The sequence below is a fragment of the Streptomyces sp. NPDC044704 genome, from assembly GCF_056433525.1.
Genome location: NZ_JBWKGY010000018.1, coordinates 98,536 through 122,227, shown reverse-complemented (window position 1 = coordinate 122,227; position 23,692 = coordinate 98,536). Strand labels below are relative to the sequence as shown.

General features: G+C 74.0%; 25 protein-coding genes. 16 read left to right on the top strand and 9 right to left on the bottom strand.

Going from position 1 to position 23,692, the window contains the following annotated elements:
- Nucleotides 1-170: 170 nt before the first annotated feature.
- Together AC07B0_RS32060 and AC07B0_RS32055 are read right to left on the bottom strand one after the other, a co-directional pair.
- Nucleotides 171-1,715 carry an APC family permease gene (locus AC07B0_RS32060; RefSeq protein WP_356874870.1) on the bottom strand — a complete coding sequence of 515 codons (1,545 nt, stop codon included), beginning with the start codon at nucleotides 1,713-1,715 and terminating at the stop codon, nucleotides 171-173.
- A gap of 75 nt (nucleotides 1,716-1,790) precedes the next feature.
- Entirely contained in the window at nucleotides 1,791-2,741 is a 951-nt protein-coding gene (locus AC07B0_RS32055; RefSeq protein WP_356874868.1) for a hypothetical protein, read from the bottom strand.
- A gap of 255 nt (nucleotides 2,742-2,996) precedes the next feature.
- On the opposite strand from AC07B0_RS32055, the gene AC07B0_RS32050 reads away from it, so the two are divergent.
- Nucleotides 2,997-3,422, top strand: a complete 426-nt coding sequence (locus AC07B0_RS32050) for an ASCH domain-containing protein (protein WP_478899497.1) — start codon at nucleotides 2,997-2,999, stop codon at nucleotides 3,420-3,422.
- A gap of 79 nt (nucleotides 3,423-3,501) precedes the next feature.
- Here the strand turns inward: AC07B0_RS32050 and AC07B0_RS32045 are convergent, their stop codons facing one another.
- A complete protein-coding gene (locus AC07B0_RS32045; RefSeq protein ID WP_356874864.1) occupies nucleotides 3,502-5,157 on the bottom strand; it encodes an FAD-binding dehydrogenase in 1,656 nt (551 codons plus the stop codon).
- Nucleotides 5,158-5,272: 115 nt separating this feature from the next.
- Between AC07B0_RS32045 and AC07B0_RS32040 the strand changes: the two genes are divergently transcribed.
- The 9 genes from AC07B0_RS32040 to AC07B0_RS32000 all read left to right on the top strand — a co-directional run bounded on the left by AC07B0_RS32040 (nucleotide 5,273) and on the right by AC07B0_RS32000 (nucleotide 12,638).
- Nucleotides 5,273-5,794 carry an NUDIX domain-containing protein gene (locus AC07B0_RS32040; protein ID WP_469381728.1) on the top strand — a complete coding sequence of 174 codons (522 nt, stop codon included), beginning with the start codon at nucleotides 5,273-5,275 and terminating at the stop codon, nucleotides 5,792-5,794.
- Nucleotides 5,795-5,803: 9 nt separating this feature from the next.
- Nucleotides 5,804-6,202 (top strand): YidH family protein, encoded by a 399-nt coding sequence (locus tag AC07B0_RS32035; RefSeq protein ID WP_356874860.1) that lies wholly within the window; start codon nucleotides 5,804-5,806, stop codon nucleotides 6,200-6,202.
- Nucleotides 6,199-6,516 (top strand): DUF202 domain-containing protein, encoded by a 318-nt coding sequence (locus AC07B0_RS32030; RefSeq protein ID WP_356874858.1) that lies wholly within the window; start codon nucleotides 6,199-6,201, stop codon nucleotides 6,514-6,516. Before AC07B0_RS32035 ends, AC07B0_RS32030 begins: the two co-directional genes overlap by 4 nt.
- 94 nt (nucleotides 6,517-6,610) lie before the next feature.
- The gene (locus AC07B0_RS32025) at nucleotides 6,611-6,907 is read left to right on the top strand and encodes a hypothetical protein (RefSeq protein WP_356874857.1); all 297 of its coding nucleotides are present in this window, start codon (nucleotides 6,611-6,613) and stop codon (nucleotides 6,905-6,907) included.
- Between the two features lie 89 nt (nucleotides 6,908-6,996).
- Nucleotides 6,997-7,908, top strand: coding sequence for an MBL fold metallo-hydrolase (locus AC07B0_RS32020; RefSeq protein WP_478899496.1), 912 nt, complete (start codon nucleotides 6,997-6,999; stop codon nucleotides 7,906-7,908).
- Nucleotides 7,909-8,062: 154 nt separating this feature from the next.
- On the top strand, nucleotides 8,063-9,103 hold the full coding sequence (locus AC07B0_RS32015) for a phosphotransferase family protein (protein ID WP_469381732.1): 1,041 nt from the start codon (nucleotides 8,063-8,065) through the stop codon (nucleotides 9,101-9,103).
- Nucleotides 9,104-9,113: 10 nt separating this feature from the next.
- Nucleotides 9,114-10,340 carry an acyl-CoA dehydrogenase family protein gene (locus AC07B0_RS32010; protein WP_469381734.1) on the top strand — a complete coding sequence of 409 codons (1,227 nt, stop codon included), beginning with the start codon at nucleotides 9,114-9,116 and terminating at the stop codon, nucleotides 10,338-10,340.
- Between the two features lie 190 nt (nucleotides 10,341-10,530).
- Complete coding sequence (locus AC07B0_RS32005) at nucleotides 10,531-11,730, top strand: S8 family peptidase (RefSeq protein ID WP_469381736.1); 1,200 nt, start codon at nucleotides 10,531-10,533, stop codon at nucleotides 11,728-11,730.
- 266 nt (nucleotides 11,731-11,996) lie between these two features.
- On the top strand, nucleotides 11,997-12,638 hold the full coding sequence (locus tag AC07B0_RS32000) for an acetate uptake transporter (RefSeq protein WP_467294599.1): 642 nt from the start codon (nucleotides 11,997-11,999) through the stop codon (nucleotides 12,636-12,638).
- A gap of 16 nt (nucleotides 12,639-12,654) precedes the next feature.
- Here AC07B0_RS32000 and AC07B0_RS31995 read toward each other — a convergent pair whose 3' ends face one another.
- Nucleotides 12,655-13,032 (bottom strand): MerR family transcriptional regulator, encoded by a 378-nt coding sequence (locus AC07B0_RS31995; protein WP_478899494.1) that lies wholly within the window; start codon nucleotides 13,030-13,032, stop codon nucleotides 12,655-12,657.
- 56 nt (nucleotides 13,033-13,088) lie between these two features.
- Between AC07B0_RS31995 and AC07B0_RS31990 the strand changes: the two genes are divergently transcribed.
- Complete coding sequence (locus AC07B0_RS31990) at nucleotides 13,089-14,198, top strand: alkene reductase (RefSeq protein WP_478899508.1); 1,110 nt, start codon at nucleotides 13,089-13,091, stop codon at nucleotides 14,196-14,198.
- Between the two features lie 10 nt (nucleotides 14,199-14,208).
- Here the strand turns inward: AC07B0_RS31990 and AC07B0_RS31985 are convergent, their stop codons facing one another.
- Genes AC07B0_RS31985 through AC07B0_RS31975 form a run of 3 tightly spaced genes read right to left on the bottom strand, consistent with a single transcriptional unit; the run spans nucleotide 14,209 to nucleotide 17,399 of the window.
- Nucleotides 14,209-14,820 (bottom strand): TetR/AcrR family transcriptional regulator, encoded by a 612-nt coding sequence (locus AC07B0_RS31985; RefSeq protein ID WP_356874843.1) that lies wholly within the window; start codon nucleotides 14,818-14,820, stop codon nucleotides 14,209-14,211.
- A gap of 60 nt (nucleotides 14,821-14,880) precedes the next feature.
- A complete protein-coding gene (locus AC07B0_RS31980; RefSeq protein WP_478899506.1) occupies nucleotides 14,881-16,593 on the bottom strand; it encodes a class I adenylate-forming enzyme family protein in 1,713 nt (570 codons plus the stop codon).
- Nucleotides 16,594-16,625: 32 nt separating this feature from the next.
- A complete protein-coding gene (locus AC07B0_RS31975; protein ID WP_356874841.1) occupies nucleotides 16,626-17,399 on the bottom strand; it encodes an SDR family oxidoreductase in 774 nt (257 codons plus the stop codon).
- An 88-nt stretch (nucleotides 17,400-17,487) separates the two neighbouring features.
- Here AC07B0_RS31975 and AC07B0_RS31970 point away from each other — a divergent pair, with 88 nt between their 5' ends.
- The 4 genes from AC07B0_RS31970 to AC07B0_RS31955 all read left to right on the top strand — a co-directional run bounded on the left by AC07B0_RS31970 (nucleotide 17,488) and on the right by AC07B0_RS31955 (nucleotide 21,891).
- Nucleotides 17,488-18,780: an exo-beta-N-acetylmuramidase NamZ family protein gene (locus tag AC07B0_RS31970; protein ID WP_356874839.1), complete on the top strand. Its 1,293-nt coding sequence runs from the start codon at nucleotides 17,488-17,490 to the stop codon at nucleotides 18,778-18,780.
- A gap of 108 nt (nucleotides 18,781-18,888) precedes the next feature.
- The gene (locus AC07B0_RS31965) at nucleotides 18,889-20,367 is read left to right on the top strand and encodes a serine-threonine protein kinase (RefSeq protein WP_478899493.1); all 1,479 of its coding nucleotides are present in this window, start codon (nucleotides 18,889-18,891) and stop codon (nucleotides 20,365-20,367) included.
- A gap of 157 nt (nucleotides 20,368-20,524) precedes the next feature.
- Nucleotides 20,525-21,127: a hypothetical protein gene (locus tag AC07B0_RS31960; RefSeq protein WP_467294611.1), complete on the top strand. Its 603-nt coding sequence runs from the start codon at nucleotides 20,525-20,527 to the stop codon at nucleotides 21,125-21,127.
- Nucleotides 21,124-21,891, top strand: coding sequence for a 3-keto-5-aminohexanoate cleavage protein (locus AC07B0_RS31955; protein ID WP_478899492.1), 768 nt, complete (start codon nucleotides 21,124-21,126; stop codon nucleotides 21,889-21,891). The genes AC07B0_RS31960 and AC07B0_RS31955 overlap by 4 nt, the downstream gene beginning before the upstream one ends.
- A 45-nt stretch (nucleotides 21,892-21,936) precedes the next feature.
- Here AC07B0_RS31955 and soxR read toward each other — a convergent pair whose 3' ends face one another.
- Nucleotides 21,937-22,386 carry a redox-sensitive transcriptional activator SoxR gene (gene soxR, locus AC07B0_RS31950; protein ID WP_356874831.1) on the bottom strand — a complete coding sequence of 150 codons (450 nt, stop codon included), beginning with the start codon at nucleotides 22,384-22,386 and terminating at the stop codon, nucleotides 21,937-21,939.
- Between the two features lie 109 nt (nucleotides 22,387-22,495).
- Between soxR and AC07B0_RS31945 the strand changes: the two genes are divergently transcribed.
- Nucleotides 22,496-22,957, top strand: coding sequence for a MaoC family dehydratase (locus AC07B0_RS31945; RefSeq protein ID WP_356874829.1), 462 nt, complete (start codon nucleotides 22,496-22,498; stop codon nucleotides 22,955-22,957).
- 16 nt (nucleotides 22,958-22,973) lie between these two features.
- Here the strand turns inward: AC07B0_RS31945 and AC07B0_RS31940 are convergent, their stop codons facing one another.
- Nucleotides 22,974-23,624, bottom strand: a complete 651-nt coding sequence (locus AC07B0_RS31940; RefSeq protein WP_467294615.1) for a TetR/AcrR family transcriptional regulator — start codon at nucleotides 23,622-23,624, stop codon at nucleotides 22,974-22,976.
- Nucleotides 23,625-23,692: the final 68 nt, after the last annotated feature.

Genomic DNA, 23,692 nt, shown 5'->3' with positions numbered 1-23,692 from the left:
CGGGGGAGCTGGGTGGTGTCCCCCGTGCCGCGATCCGGTGGTTTTGTCGCCCCAGGAGACCATGAGGCTCCGCCCGCCGCCAAAATCGGCTCCCTGCGCACGGAAGCCCCCGGCGACCATGGAAACGGTCTCCGGGGGCTTCGCAGGGGCACGAATGCGAGGACGGGGGCTCAGTCGCCCGCGGTGGACTCCGCGGCCTGGTCGAGGCGGAAGGCCTCGTTGCCCAGGCCGATCCGGGCGTGGGCCTCGGGGCGGCGGGACTTCAGGAGCAGGCCGTGGACGAGGCCGCCGAGCGCGGCGGCGGCGATGATCGCGGGCAGGGCCCAGCTCAGCGCGGAGCCCTCCTCGGCGCCGACCAGGACGGCGAAGTCCTTGACGGTGTAGAGGGCGATCCCGACCAGGGCCAGTCCGGCCAGGCCCGCCGCGACGAGCCGCCACACCTGGGCGCCGGCGGTGCCCCGGCGGACGAAGAAGGCGATCACGGCGAAGGAGGACGCGGCCATCAGGACGGTCACGCCGAGGGCGCCGACGCTGCCCATCCAGGTGAACAGGTGCAGGACGGGGGCGGTGGGGTCGCCCGTCGGGAGGTCGTCGGTGACCGCGAAGGCGATGACGACGAGGGCGGCGATGGCGGTCTGGAGGAGCGAGCCGGTGGCCGGGGCCCCGGTGCCGGGGTTGGTGCGGCCGAAGCGGGCCGGGAGGAGGCCCTCGCGGCCCATGGCGAAGGCGTAGCGGGCGACGACGTTGTGGAAGCTCAGCATCGCCGCGAACATGCCGGTGACGAAGAGCACGTGGAGGACGTCGGTGAAGGTGGCGCCGAGGCGGGTCTCGGTCAGTTCGAAGAGCAGGCCGGGGCCGGCCGTCGCGGCGGCGTTCGTGATCTCGCCGGGTCCGGTGGCGACGGTGAGGGCCCAGGCGCTGAAGGCGAAGAAGAGGGCGACGAAGCCGACGGCGAGGAACATCACGCGGGAGACGACGATGTGCGGCTTGCTGGTCTCCTCCGCGTACACCGGGGACTGCTCGAAGCCGACGAAGGCTGCGATGCAGAAGCACAGGGCGGTGCCGAGGCCCGCCCCGGAGAGGGTGCCGGGGTCGAAGGCGCTGAGCGAGAGGCCCTCGGGGCCGGGCTTGCCGAGGGCGGCGACGTCGAAGACGACGACGAGGGCGCACTCGATGAGGAGCAGGACGCCGAGGACCCTGGCGTTCAGGTCGATCTTCAGCCAGCCGAGGGCGCCGGTGGCGGCGACCGCGAGCAGGGCCGGGATCCACCAGGCGACCTCGGTGTCGAGGTAGGTCGCGAAGAGTCCGGATATCTCGAAGCCGAGGATGCCGTAGACGCCGACCTGCATGGCGCTGTACGCGACGAGGGCGACGAGGGAGGCGGAGGCGCCCGCGGTGGGGCCGAGGCCGCGGGCGATGTAGGCGTAGAAGGCGCCGGCGTTGTGGACGTGCCGGCTCATCTCGGCGTAGCCGACGCCGAACAGGGCGAGGACGACGCCGAGGATCACGAAGAGCAGCGGCTGGCCGACGATGCCCATGACCCCGAAGATCGTGGGCATGACCCCGGCGACGACCATCAGGGGCGCGCTGGCGGCGAGTACGGAGAGCAGCAGTCCGGCGGTGCCGAGCCGGTCGGCGCGCAGGGCGCGGTCCTGGCCCTTGTACGTGCGGATCTCGGCCGGTTCGCTGAGCGTGGTGGATCTGCCCGTCGGCATGGCGGGGCGTCCTTTCGGGGGAGCGGACTTCGGGGGTGTCTGCGGGATGTCTGCGGGAGTGTCTGCGGGGCGGGGTTAGGCGGTGCCGAGCGCGACGCCGCGCGCGGCGAGGAAGGCCTTGTGCGGGTCCCGGTCGGGGTAGGACCAGGGCGCCGGGGTGGCGTGGCTGCCGATGCGGTGGAAGAGGGCGGCGGCCTCGGCGGGGCGGCCCTCGCACAGCTTGGCGTGGGCGAGGAAGTTGAGGTCGACCCGGTTGCGGGGGTGGTCCTCGCGTTCCCACTCCAGCCACCAGTCGAAGGCGGAGCGCAGGACGGTGCGGGCGCGGCGGCCGGACCAGTGCTCGGCGGCGGCCTCGCAGGAGGCGCGGCCCTGGGCCGCGGCGAGGACGCGGTAGCGCTCGGCGTGGGCGATGACGGGCAGGACGGCGAGCGGGGAGTCGGCCGGGGACTCCTCGGCGGCCCAGGCGGCGAAGTCGTAGACCTCGTGGAGGGGGTCCTGGCCGGCGGCGGGGGTGCGTTCGGCGAGCCGGGCGACCATCAGGTGGTGGGCGTGGTGGTGCTCGCGGTGGCGGGCCCGCACCTGGTCGAAGTGGCGGCTGAACTCCTCCTCCGCGCCGAAGGCCCCCGAGAGCATGAGCAGGCCCAGCCAGGGGGTGGGGTCGGCGGGGAGCAGGAGGGCGGCGCGGCGGCAGGCCTCCTCGGCGGCCTCGGGGGTGCCCTTGCGGCGCAGGGCCGTGAAGACGGAGGCGCAGGCCAGGAGGGTGGCGGCGTCGGCGCTGTCGGGTTCGGCGAGCAGCCATTCGCGGGCCCAGGCGGTGGCGGCCGGGGTCTCGGCGAGGACGACGACGCGGTGGCCGCGGCGGTCCCAGTCGTCGCCGGTGCCGGCCAGGAGCGCGCGGGCCCTGGCCCAGCGGCCCTGGGTGAACTGGGAACGTACGTCGACGAGTTCGGTGTCGCACAGGGCCGGGTCGAAGAGCTGTGCGTCCCGCTTGCGGGCGCGGCCGAGGGGCGGCGGAGGCGGGGACATCCGCGGGTTCCCTCCAGAGCGCGGGCGCGGGTGGACGACGTACGCGGGAGCGCGTACGGGGGGCGAACGGTGCGGTGGTTCGGGTGGATCATGCCGGTGAGGACTCGGATGATCACACACAGCTAAGCGGTACGCACAGCTCCACGTCAAGGTCCAGTCCACTGGGTGGCGGGTTTCAACTGGTGTTCCGGATGGCCGAGTTGGGTGCCCCGAAATGGCTCGGTACGGCCGGGGGCGCCTGGTTAGGGTGGGCGCATGACGACCCTTGACGATCTTCCGCCCTATCTCCTCGGTTTCCCCGGGCCCCTGCGCGACCGGCTGGTCGGTGCGGTGCTGAGCGGCGCGAAGACCAGTACCACCGGCCTCCTCGCGGAGTACGAAGCCGAGGAGGAGCCGCTGCCGGTACCGGGGGCGCGGGCGGTCCTGGTGGACTCGGCGGAGGCCCCGGTGGCCGTGGTCGAGGTGACGGGCGTGGAGGTGCTGCGGCTCGCGGACGTCACGCTGCGGCACGCGCTCGACGAGGGCGAGGGCTTCGCGTCGGTGGCCGAATGGCGCACGGCACACGAGGGGTTCTGGCACTCCGGACCGGTACGCGCGGCGATCGGCGACCCGGGGTTCACGGTCGACGACGACACCCTGGTCGTCGCGGAGCGGTTCCGGGTCACCGAGCGGCTGGCCTGACGCACCCGGCGGCGGGGCCGGGGCGCGAGGGTCGGGCCGGGGCTCGGGGGCCGGGGTCGGGGCCGGGGCGGGCGCCGGGTCAGCCCACCGCCTCGGCCGCCGCGCGGCCCGCGGCGCGGCCCGAGAAGATGCAGCCGCCGAGGAAGGTGCCCTCCAGGGCGCGGTAGCCGTGGACTCCCCCGCCGCCGAAGCCGGCCGCCTCGCCGGCCGCGTACACCCCGGGGAGCGGGTCGCCGGCGGGGGTCAGGACGCGCGAGGAGAGGTCGGTCTCCAGGCCGCCCAGGGACTTGCGGGTCAGGATCGAGAGCCGGACCGCGATCAGCGGGCCCGCCTTGGGGTCGAGGATCCGGTGCGGGGCGGCGGTGCGGATCAGCTTGTCGCCGAGGTACTTGCGCGCGCCGTGGACGGCCATCACCTGGAGGTCCTTGGTGAAGGGGTTGGCGATCTCGCGGTCGCGGGCCACGATCTCGCGGCGGACGGTGGCCTCGTCGAGGAGGTTCTCCTTGGTGACGGCGTTCATTCCGCGCACCAGGGCGGACAGGTCCCGCTCGACGACGAAGTCCGCGCCGTTGTCCATGAAGGCCTTGACCGGGCCGGGGACGGCCTGGCGGGCGCGGTCGATGACGCCGCGGACCGACTTCCCGGTGAGGTCCGGGTTCTGTTCGGAGCCCGAGAGGCCGAACTCCTTGCCGATGACGCGCTGGTTGAGGACGAACCAGGTGTGGTCGTGGCCGGTCTTCATGATGTGGTCGAGGGTGCCGAGGGTGTCGAAGCCCGGGAAGAGCGGTACGGGCAGCCGCTTGCCGGTGGCGTCCAGCCAGAGCGAGGACGGGCCGGGCAGGATGCGGATGCCGTGGCGGGCCCAGATCGGGTTCCAGTTCTCGATGCCCTCGGTGTAGTGCCACATGCGGTCCTTGTTGATGTGGCTCGCTCCGGCGTCCTCGGTGATACCGAGCATCAGCCCGTCCACGTGGGCGGGGACACCGGAGAGCATCCGCTCCGGCGGGGTGCCGAGGCGGGCGGGCCACTGCGCGCGGACCAGGTCGTGGTTGCCGCCGATGCCGCCGCTGGTCACGATCACGGCCTGGGCCCGCAGGGTGAAGGAGCCGGCGCTCTCGCGGCTGCTCGCGGTGCCCCGTACGGCGTCCGAGGGGGCGAGGACCTCGCCGGTGACGGTGTCCACGGCGCCGGCGGTGGTGGCCAGACCGGTGACGCGGTGACGGAAGCGCAGTTGGACGAGACCGCGGGCGACCCCGGCGCGGACGCGGCGTTCGAAGGGCTCCACCAGGCCGGGGCCGGTGCCCCAGGTGATGTGGAAGCGGGGGACGGAGTTGCCGTGGCCGTTGGCGTCGTAGCCGCCGCGCTCCGCCCAGCCGACGACGGGGAAGAAGCGGACGCCCCGGGCGTGCAGCCAGGGCCGCTTCTCCCCGGCCGCGAAGTCGACGTAGGCCTCGGCCCAGCGGCGCGGCCAGGCGTCTTCCTCCCGGTCGAAGCCGGCCGTGCCGAGCCAGTCCTGGAGCGCGAGGTCGCGGGTGTCCTTGATGCGCATGCGGCGCTGCTCGGGCGAGTCCACGAAGAACAGGCCGCCGAAGGACCAGTGGGCCTGGCCGCCGATCGACTGCTCCGGTTCCTGGTCGAGGAGGATGACCTTGCGGCCCGCGTCGACGAGCTCGGCGGTGGCCACGAGGCCGGCGAGCCCTGCTCCGATCACGATCACGTCAGCGTCGTACGTCATGCGTTGCCCGTCCTCCGGTGTCGGTGGTGGGGCAGATCCTTTGCTACGGAGCGGTAACCAGTCAACAGCGGTGCGGGGACGGACCGTGTGGGACGGACCGTGTTGGATGGACCGCATGAGCGCCGCTGATGAAGTGCATGACGTCGTGGACCGGGACGACCGGGTCGTCGGGCGGGCCCCGCGGGGCGAGGTGTACGCCCGGGGGCTGATCCACCGGTGCGTGTTCGTACAGGCGACGGACGCGCGGGGGCGGATCTTCGTGCACCGCCGGACCGCGTCGAAGCTGGTCTTCCCCTCGTACTACGACATGTTCGTGGGCGGGGTGCTGGGCGCCGGGGAGGACTACGCCGGGGCCGCGCTGCGCGAGGCCGAGGAGGAGCTGGGGGTGCGGGGGCTGGAGCAGCCGGTCCCGCTGTTCAAGTTCCTGTACGAGGGTCCGGGCGGGACCTGGTGGTCCTCGGTGTTCGAGGTGCGGTGCGAGCTGCCGGTGTCCCCGCAGGTCTCGGAGGTGGACTGGCACACGTGGCTGACGCCCGGGGAGCTGGAGCGGCGGGTCGCGGACGGGGAGTGGCCCTGGGTGCCGGACGGGCTGGCGGCGTACGGGCGGCTGCGGGAGTTCCGGGAGGCGCGCCAGTAGATTGGCCGGGTGATCGACTTCGTCAAAGACGTGCGCCTCTGGTTCGCACCCGCGCGGCTGAGGGACGAGGGCGAGACCCCCGACTACCGCTTCTCGCTGGCCAACGAGCGGACCTTCCTCGCCTGGATCCGTACCGCCCTGGCCCTGGTGGGCGGCGGGTTCGCGGTGGACCAGTTCCTGCCGGACCTGCGGTGGGGGGTGCGGGTCGGGATGGCCTTCGCGCTGCTGGCGGTGGGCGCGGCGTGCGCCCTGCGGGCGGTGAACCACTGGGTGCGGTGCGAGCGGGCGATGCGGCGCGGCGAGGACCTGCCGCTGTCGCGGTTCCCGGTGGTGCTGAGCCTGTGCGTGGGGCTGGTCGCGGTGGTGATGGTGGTGGTCGTCCTGCTGGGCTGGACGACGGAGCGGTGAGCGCTTCCGGCGAGGTCCGCGACGCGGGGCTGCAGCCCGAGCGGACGCGGCTCGCGTGGCGGCGTACGACGCTGGCCTGCTCGGTCGTGGCGGTGCTGGCGGTGCGGCAGGCGCTGCGCGGGTCGGGCAGCCCGTCCGAGGTGGCCGGGGCGGCGGTGACCGCCCTGATCTGGCTCGCCTTCCTCGGACTGGCGCACCGGCGGATGCGGGAACTGGCGGCGGCCCGGCCCCCCGGGTTCGCGCCGCGGGCGGCCCTGGGGGTGGTGGCGTGCACGGTGGCGCTGGCGGTCTTCGCGGTCGCGGTGATCCTGTGAACGCCGCCGGCGGCCATCGGGTCGCGGCGACACGGCAGCGGACACAACGGGTGTCCAGGGACTTTCCTGGGTGAATCCCACTAGCCTCTGCGCCATGACGACGCTGCACCACGAACACCCGACGCACGAGCACACCCACGGCCAGGACTGCGGGCACCGGGCCGTCGAGCACGGCGACCACGTCGACTACGCGCACGACGGCCACCTGCACCGGGAGCACTCCGGGCACTGGGACGAGTGCGAGACCCCGGAGCACCGGACGCACGAGGCGCACCCGCACGCGCACGGATCGGGCTGCGGGCACGACGCGGTCCCCCACGGCGACCACCTGGACTACCTGCACGACGGGCACCGGCACGCCGAGCACGAGGGCCACTACGACGACCACTGAACCGCCCCCGACCGGAACCCGCCCTCCCCGGGCGCGACGGCGGCTGACAGGATGCCGACGGACCGTCACACCACCCGGGGAGCGTCCGGATGTCCGTCGAAGAGCCCTACCTCGTCGAGCCCGCGCCCGGCGTGTACGCGTACGTCCAGCCGGACGGCGGCTGGTGCCTGAACAACGCCGGCTTCGTGAGCGACGGCGGACAGACGCTGCTCGTCGACACCGCCGCCACCGAGCGGCGGGCGCTGGCCCTGCGCGGGGCGGTCGTCGCGGCCGGGGTGCCGCTGCCCCGGACGGTGGTGAACACCCACCACCACGGCGACCACACCTACGGCAACGGCGTCTTCACCCCGGAGGCGCTGGTCATCGGGCACGAGCGGGCGCGGGCGGAGCAGCTCGCCGCCGGGCACCAGCTGGAGATGATCTGGCCGGCGACCGATTTCGGGGCGATAGAGATCAGCCCGCCTGGGCTGACGTACAGCGACCGCCTGAGCCTGTACGTCGGCGGTACGGAGGTGCGGGTCGTCCACCCGGGTCCGGCGCACACCACCGGGGACTCGGTGGTGTGGCTGCCCCGGCAGAAGGTCGTGTTCACGGGCGACCTGGTCTTCGCCGGGGGGACGCCGTTCCTGGCGATGGGCTCGCTGTCGGGGTCGCTGCGGGCGCTGGAGCTGTTGCGGGAGCTGGGCGCGGAGACCGTCGTCCCGGGGCACGGGCCGCTGACCGACCCGTCGGCGTACGAGTCCACCGCGCGGTACCTGCGGTACGTGGCCGAACTCGCCCGGGAGGGGCGGGCGGAGGGGCTGACCCCGCTGGAGGCGGCGCGCCGGGCCGACCTGGGCGAGTTCGCCGCCTGGCGGGAGAGCGAGCGGCTCGTGGCGAACCTGCACCGGGCGTACGCGGAGCTGGCCGGGGAACCGGAGGGCGCGCCGCTGGACATCCTGGCCGTGCTGAGGGACATGACGGTGATGAACGGCGGGACGCCGATCCTGTGCCACGCGTGAGGTGAGCCCCGCTTGAGGTGAACCGGGGCTGGGGTGACCCGGGGGCATTCCTCCGGCCCGGGCTCTGGACGGCATACCGACTGGTCGGCATGATGGCTCCGGGCGCCCGGCGCGCCCAGCCCGTCACCGTCCACTCCGTACGGAGGTGCCCAGCATGACCCCAGCCCCGGACGATCCGCGAGGCCTCGACCTGGAACGGCTGCGCGGCCGGCTCGACGCCGCGCTGCCCGGGCTCGTGAGCGGACCGCTGAGCGGCCGGCTGATCGAGGGGGGCCGGTCGAACCTGACGTACGCGGTCACCGACGGCGCCGGTCACTGGGTGGTGCGCCGCCCGCCGCTCGGCCACGTCCTGGCCACCGCCCACGACATGCGGCGCGAGCACCGGGTGATCGCGGCCCTCCACGGGACGGCCGTGCCCGTCCCCGAGGCACTGCTGCTGTGCGAGGACGAGTCCGTACTGGGGGCGCCGTTCTACGTCATGGAGTACGTGGAGGGCGTCCCGTACCGGACGGCCGGCCAGCTGGCCGGGATCGGGCCCGAGCGCACCCGGCGGGCGGTCCTCGGCCTGGTGGACACCCTGGTCGACCTGCACGCGGTCGACCCCGAGGCGGTGGGCCTGGGCGACTTCGGCCGGCCCGAGGGCTTCCTGGAACGGCAGCTGCGCCGCTGGGGCAAGCAGCTCGCGGCCTCCCGGGGCCGCGAGCTCGCCGGGATCGGGGAGCTCCACGAGGCCCTGGGCCGGACCCTGCCCCCCTCCCCCGCGCCGACCGTGGTGCACGGGGACTTCCGGCTGGACAACGTGCTGATCGGCGGACCGGACGACACGATCCGGGCGGTCCTGGACTGGGAGATGTCCACGCTGGGCGACCCGCTGACCGATCTCGGGCTGCTGGTGATGTACAGCTCGGACCTGGGCCTGACCGACTCTCCCGTCAGCACCACGAGCCGGGCCCCGGGCCATCCGGCGCCCGCCGAGCTGATCGAGCGCTACGCCCTGCGCTCCGGGCGGGACACCTGCGCCATCGCCTGGTACACGGCCTTCGCCTGGTTCAAGCTCGCGGTGATCCTCGAAGGCATCCACTACCGCTACACGCTCGGGCAGACCGTCGGCGCGGGCTTCGACCGGATCGGCGAGCTGGTCCCGGTCTTCATCGAGCACGGTCTGACCACTCTCAAGGAACTTCAGGAAGGCTGAGGCACTCACCGTGGACTTCGCATTCGACACCCGGACCGAGGAACTCCGCGAGCGGCTGCTCGCGTTCATGGAGGAGTACGTCTACCCGGCGGAACCCGTCGCCGCCGAGCAGCGCGCACGGCTGGCCTCGCCCTGGGACACCCCGGCCGTCTTCGGCGAACTGAAGGCCGAGGCGCGCCGGCAGGGCCTGTGGAACCTCTTCCTGCCGGACGCCGAGTACGGGGCGGGGCTGACCAACCTCCAGTACGCCCCGCTCGCCGAGATCACCGGGCGCAGTCCGCACCTCGCGCCGATGGCGACCAACTGCGCGGCCCCGGACACCGGGAACATGGAGCTGCTCGCGCAGTTCGGGGACGAGGCGCAGAAGAAGCAGTGGCTGGAGCCGCTGCTGACGGGCGAGATCCGTTCCGCGTTCGCGATGACCGAGCCCGAGGTGGCCTCCTCGGACGCGACCAACGTCGAGACGCGGATCGAACGGGTGGGTGACGAGTACGTGGTCACCGGACGCAAGTGGTACATCTCCGGGGCGATGAACCCGGACTGCAAGGTCTTCATCGTCATGGGCAAGACCGACCCCGACGGCGCCGATCCGCGCCGCCAGCAGTCCATGGTCCTGGTCCCGCGCGACACCCCGGGGGTCGAGGTCCGCCGGGCGATGAAGGTGTACGGGTACGAGGACCACGACCACGGCGGGCACGCCGAGGTGGTCTTCGACGGGGCCCGGGTCCCGGCGGGGAACCTGGTCGGCGAGGAGGGCGGCGGCTTCGCCATCGCCCAGGCCCGGCTCGGCCCGGGGCGGATCCACCACTGCATGCGGCTGATCGGCATGGCGGAGCGGGCCGTCGAGCTGATGTGCCGGCGCGCGGTGGAACGTACGGCCTTCGGCAAGCCCCTCGCCGCCCAGGGGGTGGTGCAGGGCTGGATCGCGGACGCCCGGGTCACCGTCGAGCAGTTGCGGCTGCTGGTGCTGAAGACGGCCTGGCTGATGGACACGGCCGGCAACCGGGGGGCGCACACGGAGATCCAGGCCATCAAGATCGCGACCCCGCGCGCGGTCGTGGGGATCCTGGACCGCGCGGTGCAGCTGCACGGCGCGGGCGGGGTGAGCCAGGACTTCCCGCTGGCCGAACTGTGGGCCGCGGCAAGGACGTTGCAGCTGGCCGACGGACCGGACGAGGTGCACCAGCGGTCGCTGGCGCGCCGGGAGCTGAAGGGGTACGCGGCCGGGCGTAGCTGAACGTGCGGTATTCGTGCGGGAGTTCGGGTGAAGATGTGTGCATGGTGAAGGTGATGCGGGGGGCCTTTTAAGAAACCTTGTTGAATATCCCCTGAGGGCAGGGGCGATCTTGATTTGCGCCTGTCAATCGGAACAGGGTTCTCCAGAAGGTTCGACGCCCCACACGTCACCCACGAGGAGAACCCTCCACATGGCAACTCACAAGCGTTCGCGCGGTTTCCGGTACGCGGCACTCGCCACGGGAGCCGCCACCGCGGCCGCCGTGACCCTGCTCGCCACCCCCTTCGCGGGGGCGGCGGCACCGGCCGAGGGCACGGTCTACGGACTGGGCGCACCCGGTGCGATCAGCGGAAGCTACGTCGTCATCCTCGACGAATCAGCGGACAAGGCGAAGCTCGCCGGCAAGTACGGAGGCGAACTGCAACGCACCTACGGTTCGCAGGTCAACGGATTCTCGGCCTCCGGGCTGAGCGAGACCGAGGCCAAGCGGCTCGCGGCGGACCCGGCCGTCGGCAAGGTCGTGCAGAACAAGAAGTTCACCATCAAGGCCAGCCAGCCCAACCCGCCGTCATGGGGGCTGGACCGCATCGACCAGACCGCACAGGAGGGGGACAAGAAGTACGACTTCCCCGACAAGGCCGGTGAAGGCGTGACGGCGTACGTCATCGACACAGGCATACGGGTGACCCACAAGGACTTCGGCGGCCGCGCCACCCACGGCTTCGACGCCGTGGACAACGACGACAGCGCCGACGACGGCAACGGCCACGGCACGCACGTGGCCGGGACCGTCGCGGGGACCGCGCACGGCGTCGCCAAGAAGGCGAAGCTGGTCGCGGTGCGGGTGCTGGACGACAACGGCTCGGGCACCACCGAGCAGGTCGTCGCCGGCATCGACTGGGTCACCCAGAACCACTCCGGGCCGTCCGTCGCCAACATGAGCCTGGGCGGGGGCGCCGACGAGGCGCTCGACGAGGCGGTGCGCCGGGCGGTCGCCGCGGGCGTCGCCTTCTCCGTGGCGGCGGGCAACGAGTCGAGCGACGCCGGGCAGGGTTCGCCCTCCCGGGTCACGGAGGCGATGACCGTGGCGTCGAGCACCATCGACGACGCGCAGTCCTCCTTCTCCAACTTCGGCTCCGTGGTGGACCTCTACGCGCCGGGCTCGGACATCACCTCGGCCTGGAACGACAGCGACACCGGCACCAAGACCATCTCCGGCACCTCGATGGCCGCCCCGCACGTGGCGGGTGCCGCCGCCCTCTACCTCTCCGGGCACCCGTCCTCGACCCCGGCGCAGACCTCCGCGGCGCTGACCGCGGCGGCGACCGCGGGCGCGGTGACCAACCCGTCGACGGGCACGGCGAACAAGCTGCTGAAGGTGGCCCCGTAACGGGTGACCCGACGTACCGGACCGGCCCGTCCACCGGCCGCCCCCGCCAGGGGCGTGCCGGGGGGCGGGCCGGTCCGTCGTGCGGGGTCGGTGTGCGGAGGCGGTGTGCGCGGTCGGCGTGCGGGGTCGGTGTGCGGGGTCGCAGCGGCCGGTCGGCCCGCCGGGGACGGGACCTTCGCCCCGCGGCGTCCCGCCCGATGCGGTCGGAGGGGTCCCGCGAGGTGGGCTATATTCGGTGCATCCCCCCACCGAAGGTGCATATCGCCATGCCCAGCTCCACCCTGACCCCGGCCGCCCCCGCCCCGGCCGGTGCCGCCGCCCCGCAGGTCACCGCCCCGCAGGCGCAGGCACCCCGGCTCGCCAACCCCGGGCCGCTGGGCCTGGCCGCCTTCGCGCTGACCACCTTCGTGCTCAGCCTCTTCAACTCCGGCCTGATCGCTGACACGGCGCTGAGCGCCGTCGTACTGCCGCTCGCCCTCTTCTACGGGGGTCTCGCGCAGTTCGTCGCCGGCGCGATGGAGTTCCGCCGCGGCAACACCTTCGCCACCACGGCCTTCGTCTCGTACGGCGCCTTCTGGATGTCCTTCGCGGGCTACGTGAAGTTCGTCGTCCCGGCCCTGCCGGCCGGGCAGGCGCACGTCGCGACCGGCTGGTTCCTCGTCGCCTGGTTCGTCTTCACCGCGTACATGGCCGTCGCCGCCCTGAAGCTGGACCTGGCGCACCGGCTGCTGTTCGGCGTACTGGCGCTGACCTTCCTCTTCCTGGCGCTCGGCGACCTCACCCAGGTCACCGCCCTCGGCCGCGCCGGCGGCTTCCTCGGCCTGCTGTGCGCGGGCATCGCCTGGTACGTCTCCTTCGCCGTGGTGGCCGAGGAGACCTGGGGCCGCAAGGTCCTCCCGCTGGGCTGATCCCCCCTGCGCCCGGTCAGGCGGAGCCCGCGGGGAGGTGTCCCGCGGCCGCGTCGATGACCTCGTCCAGCACCTCGCGGGAGCGCAGCAGATCGCCGATCATCCGGTCGATGCGCTCCCGCTCGGCGGTCAGTTCGGCCACCAGCTGCGGGGTGGCGCGCACCGACGGGCCGCCGTCCTCGTCCCGCATGCACGGCAGGATCCGGGCGATCCTGGCGCTGTGCAGGCCGGCCGCGTAGAGCTCCTGGATCCGGATGACCCGGTCGACGGCCCGCTCGGGGTAGTCCCGGTGGCCGCCGGGCGTCCGGTCGGACACGAGCAGGCCCTGCTGTTCGTAGTAGCGCAGCGAACGCGGGCCGACCCCGGTGCGCGCCGCCAGTTCGCCGATCCGCATGCCGCGCTCCCGGGCTTGAATCTGACATCAGTGTCAAGTTCTACGGTACCGGCATGATGACGCACACCGAGCAGGTTCCCGCCGCATCCCGCCTCTTCGCATCCGCCCGCCTCGGCGGCCTGGAGCTGCCCAGCCGCCTGGTGATGGCGCCGCTGACGCGCAACCGCGCGGACGCCGACGGCGTCCCGGGCGACCTCATGGCCGCCCATTACGCGCAGCGTGCCTCGGCCGCCCTGATCATCGCCGAGGGCACCACGCCGAACGCCGTCGGCCAGACCTACCCGCACATCCCCGGCATCCACTCCCCCGCGCAGGTCGCCGGCTGGCGCCGGGTCACCGACGCCGTGCGCGCCGCGGGCGGGCGGATGTTCCTCCAGCTCCAGCACGGCGGGAGGGTCGGCCACCCCGACACCAGCGGGCACGTCCCGCTCGCCCCGTCCGCGGTCCGCTTCCCGGAGCCGCTGCACACCCCGGGCGGGCTCCAGGACGCCCCCGTACCGCGCGAGATGACGGAGTCCGACATCCGGTCCACCATCGCCGACTTCGCGACCGCGGCCCGGAACGCCATCGCGGCGGGCTTCGAAGGCGTCGAGGTGCACTCCGCCAACGGCCACCTGCTCCACCAGTTCCTCGCGGGGAACACCAACCGGCGCACCGACGGCTGGGGCGGCTCCGTCCAGGGGCGCGTGCGCTTCACCGTCGAGGTCGTCCGGGCCGTCGTCGAGGCGATCGGCGCCGAGCGGGTGGGCGTACGGATCTCCCCCGGGGCGAGCGTCAACGGCATCGAGGAAGGGGACACCGAGGAGATCTACCCGGCGCTGGTCGAGGCCCTGGCCGGGGTCGGCCCGGTGTACCTGCACCAGGTGCACGCCGATCCGGACCGGCCCCTCTTCGGGCGGATCCGCGCCGCCTGGCCGGGCACGCTGATCGCCAACCCCGTGCTCTCCCGCGAGGAGGCCGCGTCCGACGGCGGGAAGCTGCGGGGCGAACGGCTGCTCGCCGCCGGCGCCGACCTGATCGCGCTGGGCCGGGGCTTCCTCGCCAACCCCGACTTCGTGGAGCGGCTGCGCACCGGCGCCCCGCTCAACGAGCTCCGCCCGGAGTTCCTGATGTACGTACAGGGGGCGGAGGGGTACTCCGACTACCCGGCGCTGGCTCGGGTGTGAGCGGGGCCGCTCAGGGGCGCAGGGAGCGCAGCAGCAGGTCGGCGAGGTGGTCGGCGACCTGGTGCGGGGTGAGCGGCCCGTCCGTGCGGTACCAGGTCGACAGGTGGTGGACGGACCCGAAGTAGAAGTCGACCACCAGGTCGGCGGGCGTGGCCGTGGCGAACACCCCGGTGCGCTGGCCCTCCTCGACCAGGGCCCGGAAGCGCTCGTGGTAGCGCCTGCGCTCGGCCCGTACCTGCTTGTACTTCTCGGGGCTGAGCTGGTGCATCGACCGGAAGAAGATCATCGCGTCGTCGAGGTTCTCGATGGTGGTGACCACGACGTCGGCGGCCGCAGCCCGCAGCCGCTCCTCGACGGGGGCGTCGGATCCGGCCACCGCGTCGAGCCGCTGCTGCTGGAGGCGCAGCATCCGCGCGTACACCTCGTGGAGCAGGTCGTCCTTCGACCCGAAGTAGTGGTAGAGCGCGCCCTTGGTGACGCCGGCGGCCTCGACGATCTCCTGGACGGAGGTGCGGTCGTAGCCCCGTTCGGCGAACAGCCTGGTGGCCACGGCCAGCAGCCGCTGCGGCACCGGGGTCTCCCGGTTGCCCTCCGCTGGCTCCGTGGTGGTCCTGGCGGCCATGGCGCTCGCCTTCCTTTCCTGATCCCTCACCTGCTGCGTCGTACGACCATCCGACTGTTTTCAGCCTCGCTCGCGCAGTTCCCGTCGCAGGATCTTGCCACTGGTCGTACGGGGAAGAACAGGCAGGATCTCGACCTGGCGCGGGTACTTGTACGCGGCGATGCGCCCGGCGCAGTACGCGGACAGTTCCGCGGGCTCGGCGCGGGCTCCGGGGCGCAGGCTCACGTAGGCCTTCACGCTCTCGCCCCGGTACGGGTCGGGGACGCCGACGACGGCCGCCTCGCGCACGGCGGGGTGGGTGTAGAGGACGTCCTCCACCTCGCGCGGCCACACCTTGAAACCGGAGGCGTTGATCATGTCCTTCTTGCGGTCGACGACGTAGAGCCAGCCGTCGGGGTCCATGAAGCCGACGTCGCCGGTGCGCAGTTCGCCGTCCGGGAAGGCCTTCGCGGTGTCCTCGGGCAGCCCCCAGTAGCCGGGCACGACCTGGGGGCCGCGGACGGCTATCTCGCCGGTCTCCCCGAAGGGGACCTCGGCGCCGTGCTCGTCGAGGATCCGGACGAGGGTCTGCGCGCCGGGGACGCCGACCGAGAGGGTGCCGGAGGCCGGGTCGACGGGGGCTTCGAGGTGTGCGGGGACCGAGGCGCAGGGGGCGGTGCACTCGGTGAGTCCGTAGCCGTTGCGCAGGTAGAAGCCGAAGTCGGCGCGCAGCCGCTCGACGAGGGCGGGCGGCAGCGGGGCGCCGCCGGAGGAGAGCACCTGGAAGGAGGCGAAGTGGTCCCGGGTGACGGCGGGGTGGGCGGCGAGCGCGATGAAGGCGGTGGCCGGTCCGATGGCGTAGGCGGGGCGGTGTTCGAGGAAGGCGTCCAGGACGGTCCCGGCGTCGAAGCGGTGGGCGAGGACGAGGGTGCCCGCGTTGGTGAGGCAGGCGGCGAGCTCGCAGACCATGCCGGTGATGTGGAAGAGCGGGGCGAGGGCGAAGTAGCCGGCGCCTTCGGGGAGGGGGTGTCCGGTGACCTGGCGGGTGGCGTTGTAGGTGAGCGCGCCGTGCGGGTTCACGGCGCCCTTGGGGGTGCCGGAGGTGCCGGAGGTGTAGCTGATGAGGGCGGTGTCCGTCGCGGCCGGGCCGGGGCCGGGCGGCGCGGGGTGGCCGTGGCGGGCCTCGGTGGCGAGGTCGGCGGGGACGGGTCCGGCGCCAGCGGGGGCGGGGGCGGGCTGCGGGGGCTGCGGGGGCAGGACGCGGGGGTCGTTCCGGGTCTGGAAGTCCCGGTCGCGGGCGGTCAGGGCGGCCCGTACGCCGGTCCCCCGCACGGTCTCGCGCAGGTACTCCGCCCAGGCCCGCTCCTCGCAGACCAGCGCGACGGCGCCGCAGTCGCCCAGGACGTGCCGGACCTCGGCGGACTTGTACATGGGGTTGAGCGGGACGACCACCGCCCCGGCCTTCCAGGCGGCCAGCACGGCGAGCACGAAGTGCGGGGTGTTCTGCAGCATGACGGCGACCCGGTCGCCCCGGGCGACGCCCCGCGCGGCGAGGTGGCCGGCGAGGGAGTCGGAGAGGGCGTCGGCCTCCGCGTAGCCGATCCGGCCGTCGAAGTACGCCAGGGCCGGATGCCCGGGGGCCCGGGCGACGGCGGCACGGAAGGCGTGCAGCACGCTGGGCGGCGGCGAGACCGGCGCCCGCTGCGCGGGGCTCAGCCGGCCCAGCCAGGGCCGGGCGGCGTACGGCGAGGCGGGGGGCTCGGGGGCCGGGGTTGCGGCCGGGGCCTCGGGGATCGGAGTTGCGGCCGGGGCCTCGGGGGCCGGGGTCACGAGGACTCCCACTTCTGCTGGAGGTGGTTCATGCCGCTCAGCCAGCGGTCGGGTTCCGTGGCGCGCGCGGCGTAGTAGTCCGCCACCTCGGGGTGCGGGAGGATCAAGAACCGGCCTTTCTCCATGCCGTCGAACAGCGCGTCCGCGACCGCTCCGGGCTCGATCGCGGTCGGCGCCAGGACGAGCTCTCCCGCCGATCCCGCGGCGGTCAGCATGTCGGTGCGCACCCCCTGCGGACAGATGGCGTGGACCCGCACGCCCCGGTGGCGGTACGTCAGCGAGAGCCATTCCGCGAAGGCGAGGGCGCCGTGCTTGGTGACACTGTACGGCGCCGCTCCGATCATGGTCAGCAGACCGGCGGCCGAGACCGTGGACACGAAGCGGCCGCTGCCCCGCTCCAGCCAGCCGGGCAGCAGGGTCCGGGCGGCGCGCACGTGGGCCATGACGTTGGTGTCCCAGGCGGCTTCCCAGACGGCCTCGTCCGCGAAGGCGTCACCGCCGGAGGCGAGGCCTGCGTTGGCGCAGTACACGTCGACCGTGCCGCCCAGGGCGTCCCGGGCCTCGGCGACGACGGTCGAGGCGTCGCCGGGCACGGCGATCGCGCGGGGGCCGATCTCCCCCGCCACGGAGGCGGCCTTGGCGGGGTCGAGGTCGTTGACGACGACGGTCGCCCCCGCCGCGGCGAAGCGGTGGGCGAGGGCCGCGCCGATGCCGCCGCCCGCGCCGGTGACGACGACTCGCTGGTCCTGGTACGCGCTCACGGGGGTCACCTTTCGTCGCTGCCCCGGGGGCCGGTTCCCGGCAGACTAACCAGTCGGTATGCCCGGCCGGAAGGGGCGCGACCCCTAGCGTGGCGGGATGACGCTGTCACGACGCGGGGTGCTGGGGCTGGCGGGGGCGGGAACGGCGGGGGCCGCCGGAGTCCTGGGCGGAGCAGGGGCCCTGGGCGGTACGGGCGCGGCCGCGGCCGGGGGTCCCCGGTCGGGGCGGGTGCGCACGGGCTTCGAGCAGCTCGCCGCCGAGGGGTACGCGTCGCTCGCCGGCCAGCGGGTCGGGGTCGTCACCAATCCCACCGGGATCACCGCCGACGCCCGCCACCTGGTCGACGTACTGCACGCGGACGAACGGGTCGACCTGGTCGCGGTGTTCGGGCCGGAGCACGGGTTCCGCGGGACGGCCCAGGCGGGCGGCTCCGAGGGGGCCGGGCGGGATCCGGCGACCGGGCTGCCCGTGTACGACACCTACGCCACGAGCGGACAGAAGCTGGCGGACCTGTTCACGGCGGCCGGGATCGACACCGTCGTCTTCGACATCCAGGACGTCGGCGCGCGCTTCTACACCTACGTGTGGACCCTCTACGACTGCATGCGCGCGGCCGCTCTCGCCGGCAAGGCGGTGGTGGTCCTGGACCGTCCGAACCCGGTGGGCGGGCGGCGGGCGGCCGGGCCGGTGCTGGAGCGGCCGTACGCGAGCTTCGTGGGCCGGGAGCCGATCGCGCTCGCGCACGGGATGACGGCGGCCGAGCTGGCGCTCCTGTTCAACGGCGAGTTCCTCGGCGGCGCGTCCTTCCCCCAGGGGCCGGTCCGGCTGCGGACGGTACGGATGGCCGGCTGGCGGCGGGAGTCGTTCTTCGGGGCGACCGGGCTGCCCTGGGTGCCGCCGAGCCCCAACATGCCGACTCCGGACACGGCGCTGGCGTACGCGGGGACCTGCCTGTTCGAGGGGACCAACCTGTCGGAGGGCCGGGGCACCACCACGCCGTTCGAGGTGGTGGGCGCGGAGGGCGTCGACCGGCGGTGGGCCGAGGCGGCGAACGGGCTGGAGCTGCCCGGGGTGTGGTTCCGGGAGACCTGGTTCACGCCTTCCTTCTCCAAGCACGCCGGGAAGGTCTGCGGCGGGGTGCGGCTGGTCGTGCACGACCGGGAGGCCTTCGATCCGGTACGGGCGGGGATCGGGCTGCTGGTCACGGCGCGGCGGGTGTGGTCCGGGTTCGGCTGGCGGAGCGACCACTGGATCGACCGGCTGACGGGCTCGGACCGGGTGCGCACGCTGGTGGACGCGGGGGCCGGGGTGGAGGAGATCGCGGGCGACTGGGCGGCCGGGCTGGCGCGTTTCGCGGCCGTACGGGAGAAGTACCTGCTCTACCCCTGAACGGCCGGGCGGCGGCCGCCCGATCCGGTGGCGTCCCGGGTCTGGCCGGGCGGCCCGCGCGGCGAGATGCTGCACACGCAGCACAGGCGCGGCGCGGAGGGGGACCTCATGGCGGGTGGACGGCCGGGCGGATCCGGCGGCGGAACCGGGACGGGCGCGGGAGCCGGGGCGGTGGCCGGGACCGGGATCGGAATCGGGACAGGAGCCGGGGCCGGGGCCTGGGCCGGGGCCGGGACACGGGCGGCGGTCGGTGCGGGGATCGGCGTCGGACCGTACCGGGAGCTGACCTTCGACGCGCAGGGGGACGTGGATCCGGCGACGCGGGAGGCGGTGGCCCGCATCGAGGCCACCGACCTGCTGGTGTTCGCGCACGGCTGGAACAGCGACCGGTCGGCGGCGACCCGGCTCTACGACCGCTTCTTCGCCCCCTTCCCGGACCTGGTCGAGACGGGGGTGCGGCTCGGGTACGTGGGGGTCGTCTGGCCCTCGATCCGCTTCTCCGACGAGCCGATACCCGACTTCGAGGCGCGCGGCGCCCTCGCCGCGCCGGGCTTCGGGACGGAGCTGGACCCCGCCACGCGGCGGGCGCTCGGGGAGTTCTGGCCGGGCCGGGAGGCGGAACTGGACCGGGTCGCCGAACTGCTGGAGGACCGGCCGGACACCGCGGCGGCCCTCGTCGAGTTCGGCGCGCTGGTGCGGGAGCTGGTCAGGGTGGACCGGGTGGGAACCCCGTTCACGACGGGCCCGGGCGCGGGGCCGGCCCCGGCCGCGCGGCACGACGTACCGGCCATTTTCGCCGAGGACGTGCTGGCGGTCTGCCGGGCCCTCGCCCGGGCGCTGGAGGAGGCCGGCGGGGCGCGGGCCGCCGGCGCGGACGCGGACCCGGTGCCGCCCGGAGCCCCGGGCCTGGCACTCGGCGGCGGGCTGCGGACGCTGTGGGGCGGGGCCAAGGAACTGCTGCGGCAGGCGACGTACTACGAGATGAAGAAGCGCGCCGGGGTGGTCGGGGAGCACGGCCTCGGCCCGGTACTGGCGGACCTGGCCGGACGCCGGCCCGCCCTGCGGGTCCACCTGATCGGCCACAGCTTCGGCGGCCGCGTGGTGTCCTTCGCACTGCGCGGCGTGCCGGACGGGGTGCGGACCCTGAAGTCGCTGACGCTGCTCCAAGGGGCCTTCTCGCACTACGCCTTCAGCGAGCGGCTCCCCCACGACCCGCGGCGCGGCGGCGCCCTGGGGGGACTCCAGCGCCGGGTGGACGGGCCGGTCGTGGCCTGCCATTCCCCGCACGACTCCTCGCTCGGGGTGTTCTACCCGCTGGCCTCCCGGATGGCGGGTGATTCGGCCGGACTTCTCGGTTTCGACGAGCGGTGGGGCGCGATCGGGCACGACGGGGTACGGGCGGTGCCGGGCGCGCCCCGGCTGGGCCTGGACGCCGTCCTGCGCGGCGGCCTGCCGGAGACCGGCTGCGTCAGCGTCGACGCGGGCTCCGTGGTCCGCCGGGGCGGGGCTCCGTCGGGGGCGCACAGTGACATCTGCCACGAGGAACTGGCCCGGGTCGTGGTCACCGCGGGGCGCATGGGGCGCTGAGTTCCGGCCATGTGCCACCCGCACGCCTCGACCGCCCCCGCATGCGCCCACATCCGGCAGGGCATGTTGGGCACGTCGGGGCGGGCTGCTTCGTTCGACGGAGTAGCACGGGCACGGGCACGGTGTGGGGGATGGGCACGGCGGAGGTGAAGGTGCGATGGCGGGTTTTCGAAGTCTGGCCTATCAGGTGCGCGACGCGCGCAACGACCGGGCCCTGCGGCGCCATTCGCTGCGCCGCTGCCTGGAACGGTTCGCCCCGTACGGGCACCGCGCGACGTGGTGGCACCTGTGCGACCGGCACGGGATCGCCCCCGAGGACCGGGGCGCGGATCCGCTCAGGCTGGTCGCGGCGCTGGAGGAACTGGAAGAGGCGCGGGCGGTCTGGCTGGAGTACGAGCGGCAGTTCGCGGCGCGGCGCAGACGTGAGAAGCACGACGGAGTGCGCAGGCCGGAGTGGGCCTGGGGCGGCAGCGGGGACGCGGTGGTGCGCTGCGCCGACCCCGGGGTGCGGCCGGAGGGAACGCTGGGCGAGGTACTGCGCAGGCTGGTGACCGCGCTGGAGTCGGAGCCGGGCACCTCGTGTCCGGTGTGCGGGGAGGAAGAGCTGCGCTGGCCGTCGGCGCTCTCCCGCCGCGGCGGGGACTGGGCCGGGGCGTGGGCGTGGGACGGGCCGGTGTGCGGGGGATGCGGGATCGTGGTGCCCAGACCGGCCCTGGCTTACGCGGCGGTGGTGCATCCGGCGTCGGCGGGCGCGGCATGAGCGGGCCGCTCCAGGTCGCGCTCAACGGTTCGCGGGACGCCGCCGACGGGGCGGCCGTACCGATGTCCCCGCGGGCGCTGGCGGAGTCGGCTCTGGCCGCCGTCGCCGCCGGGGCCGACGAGGTACTGGTGCACCCGCGGACCCCGTGCGGCCGGGAGAGCCTCTCGCCCCGGGTGGTCGGGCCCCTGCTGGAGGAGCTGCGCGGCGCGGGGGTCCGCGTACCCCTGGCGGTGCCCGCGACGATCGGCGCGGAGCCGGACCGGGCGGGGCGCCTGGAGCGGGTGCGGGACTGGTCGGTGCTGCCGGACCGGGCGACGGTGTCCTTCGCCGAGCCCGGGGCCCGCGAGCTGGGGCTGGCCCTGCTGGCGCGCGGGGTGGCGGTGGACGCGGTGGTACCGCTGGGCGGCTCGGCCGGACCGGAGCCACTGGCCCGCTTCCTCGCCTGGGCACCGCCGGACCACGGGCGGGTGCGGCTGGTGGCGGAGCTGGCGCGGGCCGATCCCGCGCTGGTGGCGGGGCTGCGCTGGCTGCCGCCCGTACCGGTGGTGCTGTACGGCCGGGAGGCCGAGGCGTGGCCGGTGCTGCGGCTGGCCGCCCGGTGCGGTGCGGGGCTGCGGATCGGGGTGGGCGAGGTGCTGCGCCTGGCGGACGGGCGGTCGGCCCCGTCGAACGCCGAACTGGTCGCCGCCGCCCGGGACATGACCGCCGAAGCCGCTCCGTGGGACGCGGGCGCGCCGGACGCCGCCGCCCGGGCCGGGCGGTGACGGCGGCACGGCCCGCTGGTACCGCTGGTGCTGCTTCTCCTGCCGCTACTGCGACAGGCGGGAGCCCGTGAAGCGGTCGCCGAAGACGTCGTCGGGGTTCGACAGCGCGCAGGTCTTCATGGAGAGGCAGCCGCAGCCGATGCAGTCCGTCAATCGGTCGCGCAAGCTGCTGAGTTGCTCGATCCGCTGGTCGAGCTCGGCCCGCCAGGCCTCCGACAGGAGCGCCCAGTCCTCGCGGTTCGGCGTGCGCCCTTCCGGCAGTTGGGCCAGCGCGTCGCGGATGTCGGCGAGCGGGATGCCCACGCGCTGGGCGGCGCGCACGAAGGCGACCCGGCGCAGGGCGTCACGGGCGTAGCGGCGCTGGTTGCCGGAGGTGCGCCGGCTACTGATCAGGCCCTTGGTCTCGTAGAAGTGGAGCGCTGAGACGGCCGCTCCGCTGCGTGCGGACAGCTGGCCGACGGTGAGTTCGTGGATCTTCTCGGGAATCTGCGGCACCCTGCCGAGCCTAGCCGGACGTCGTTGACATTCACACGCGGCGCCCAGCATGCTGAGCAAGCGCTTATTCGGCGTGGGCAGTGCAGGCGACGGCAGACAGGGGCAGGGCATGGCCGGACCGAGGATCTTCACCTCCGCCGAGGAGCTGCGCGCCGGCATCGGCGAACAGCTCGGCCCGAGCGGATGGCTGGAGGTGGACCAGAAGCGGATCGACCTCTTCGCCGACGCGACCGGCGACCACCAGTGGATCCACGTGGACCCCGAGCGCGCGGCTTCCGGCCCCTTCGGCTCCACCATCGCGCACGGCTATCTGACCCTGTCCCTGCTGCCCAGCCTGGTGCCGCAGATCATGCTGGTCGAGGGCATGCGGATGGGCATCAACTACGGCGTGGACAAGGTCCGGTTCCCGGCGACAGTGCCGGTCGGATCGCGGCTGCGCGCGACCGCCGTGATCACGTCGGTCACCGAGGCGGGCGGCGGCGTGCAGGTCGCGGCCACGGTGACGGTGGAGCGCGAGGGCGGCGAGAAGCCCGTGTGCGTGGCGGAGTCGGTGTCCCGCTACTACTTCTGAGCCGGCTCCGCTGCGGTCACCGCTCGCGGGCCGCGCCCCCGACGGCGCCGGGGCCGGCGCCCACCATGCGGAGCACGAGGTCGGCGTAGAGCGCGCCGACCTCGTCGGGCGTACGCGGTCCGGCCGCGCTGAACCAGCGGGCCACGTCGATGCACAGGGACAGCACGGCGAGGGTGGTGCCCGGCACGTCCGGGACCTCGAACTCCCCCGCCCGCACGCCCTCGGCGACGATGCGCCGCACGGCCGCGTCGCTCCGCCGGCGCAGGGCCACGATCTCGGAGCGGTGCTCCGGCGCGAGCGCGTCGAGCTCGTACTGGACCACGCGCGCGGTGGTGTGGTGCGCGGCGTGCCAGCCCACGAAGGAGCGCACGGCGCCGTCGAGCCGCTCGGCGGCCGTACCCGGACCGGAGGCGGCGGTCTCCAGGATCTCCAGCGCCTTGTCGTGGCCGATGCGGCTGATCCGGTGGAGCAGTTCTTCCTTGGTCTTGTAGTGGATGTAGAGCGCGGCTGGACTCATTCCGGCACGGCCGGCGATGTCGCGCGTGGTGGTCGCGTGGTAGCCGCGCTCCGCGAAGGCCTCGACGGCGGCGACGAGCAGCCGTCGCGCGGCGTCGGGGGTGACCTCCGACCACGGCTGGTATCCGCCGGTCTCCGCCGCGCTGTCCATGCCCCGCCCACCTCTTCCGCTTGTAGGAAGGAACACCCTACCGGAGGGTGAGCAAGCGCTTAGCGCAG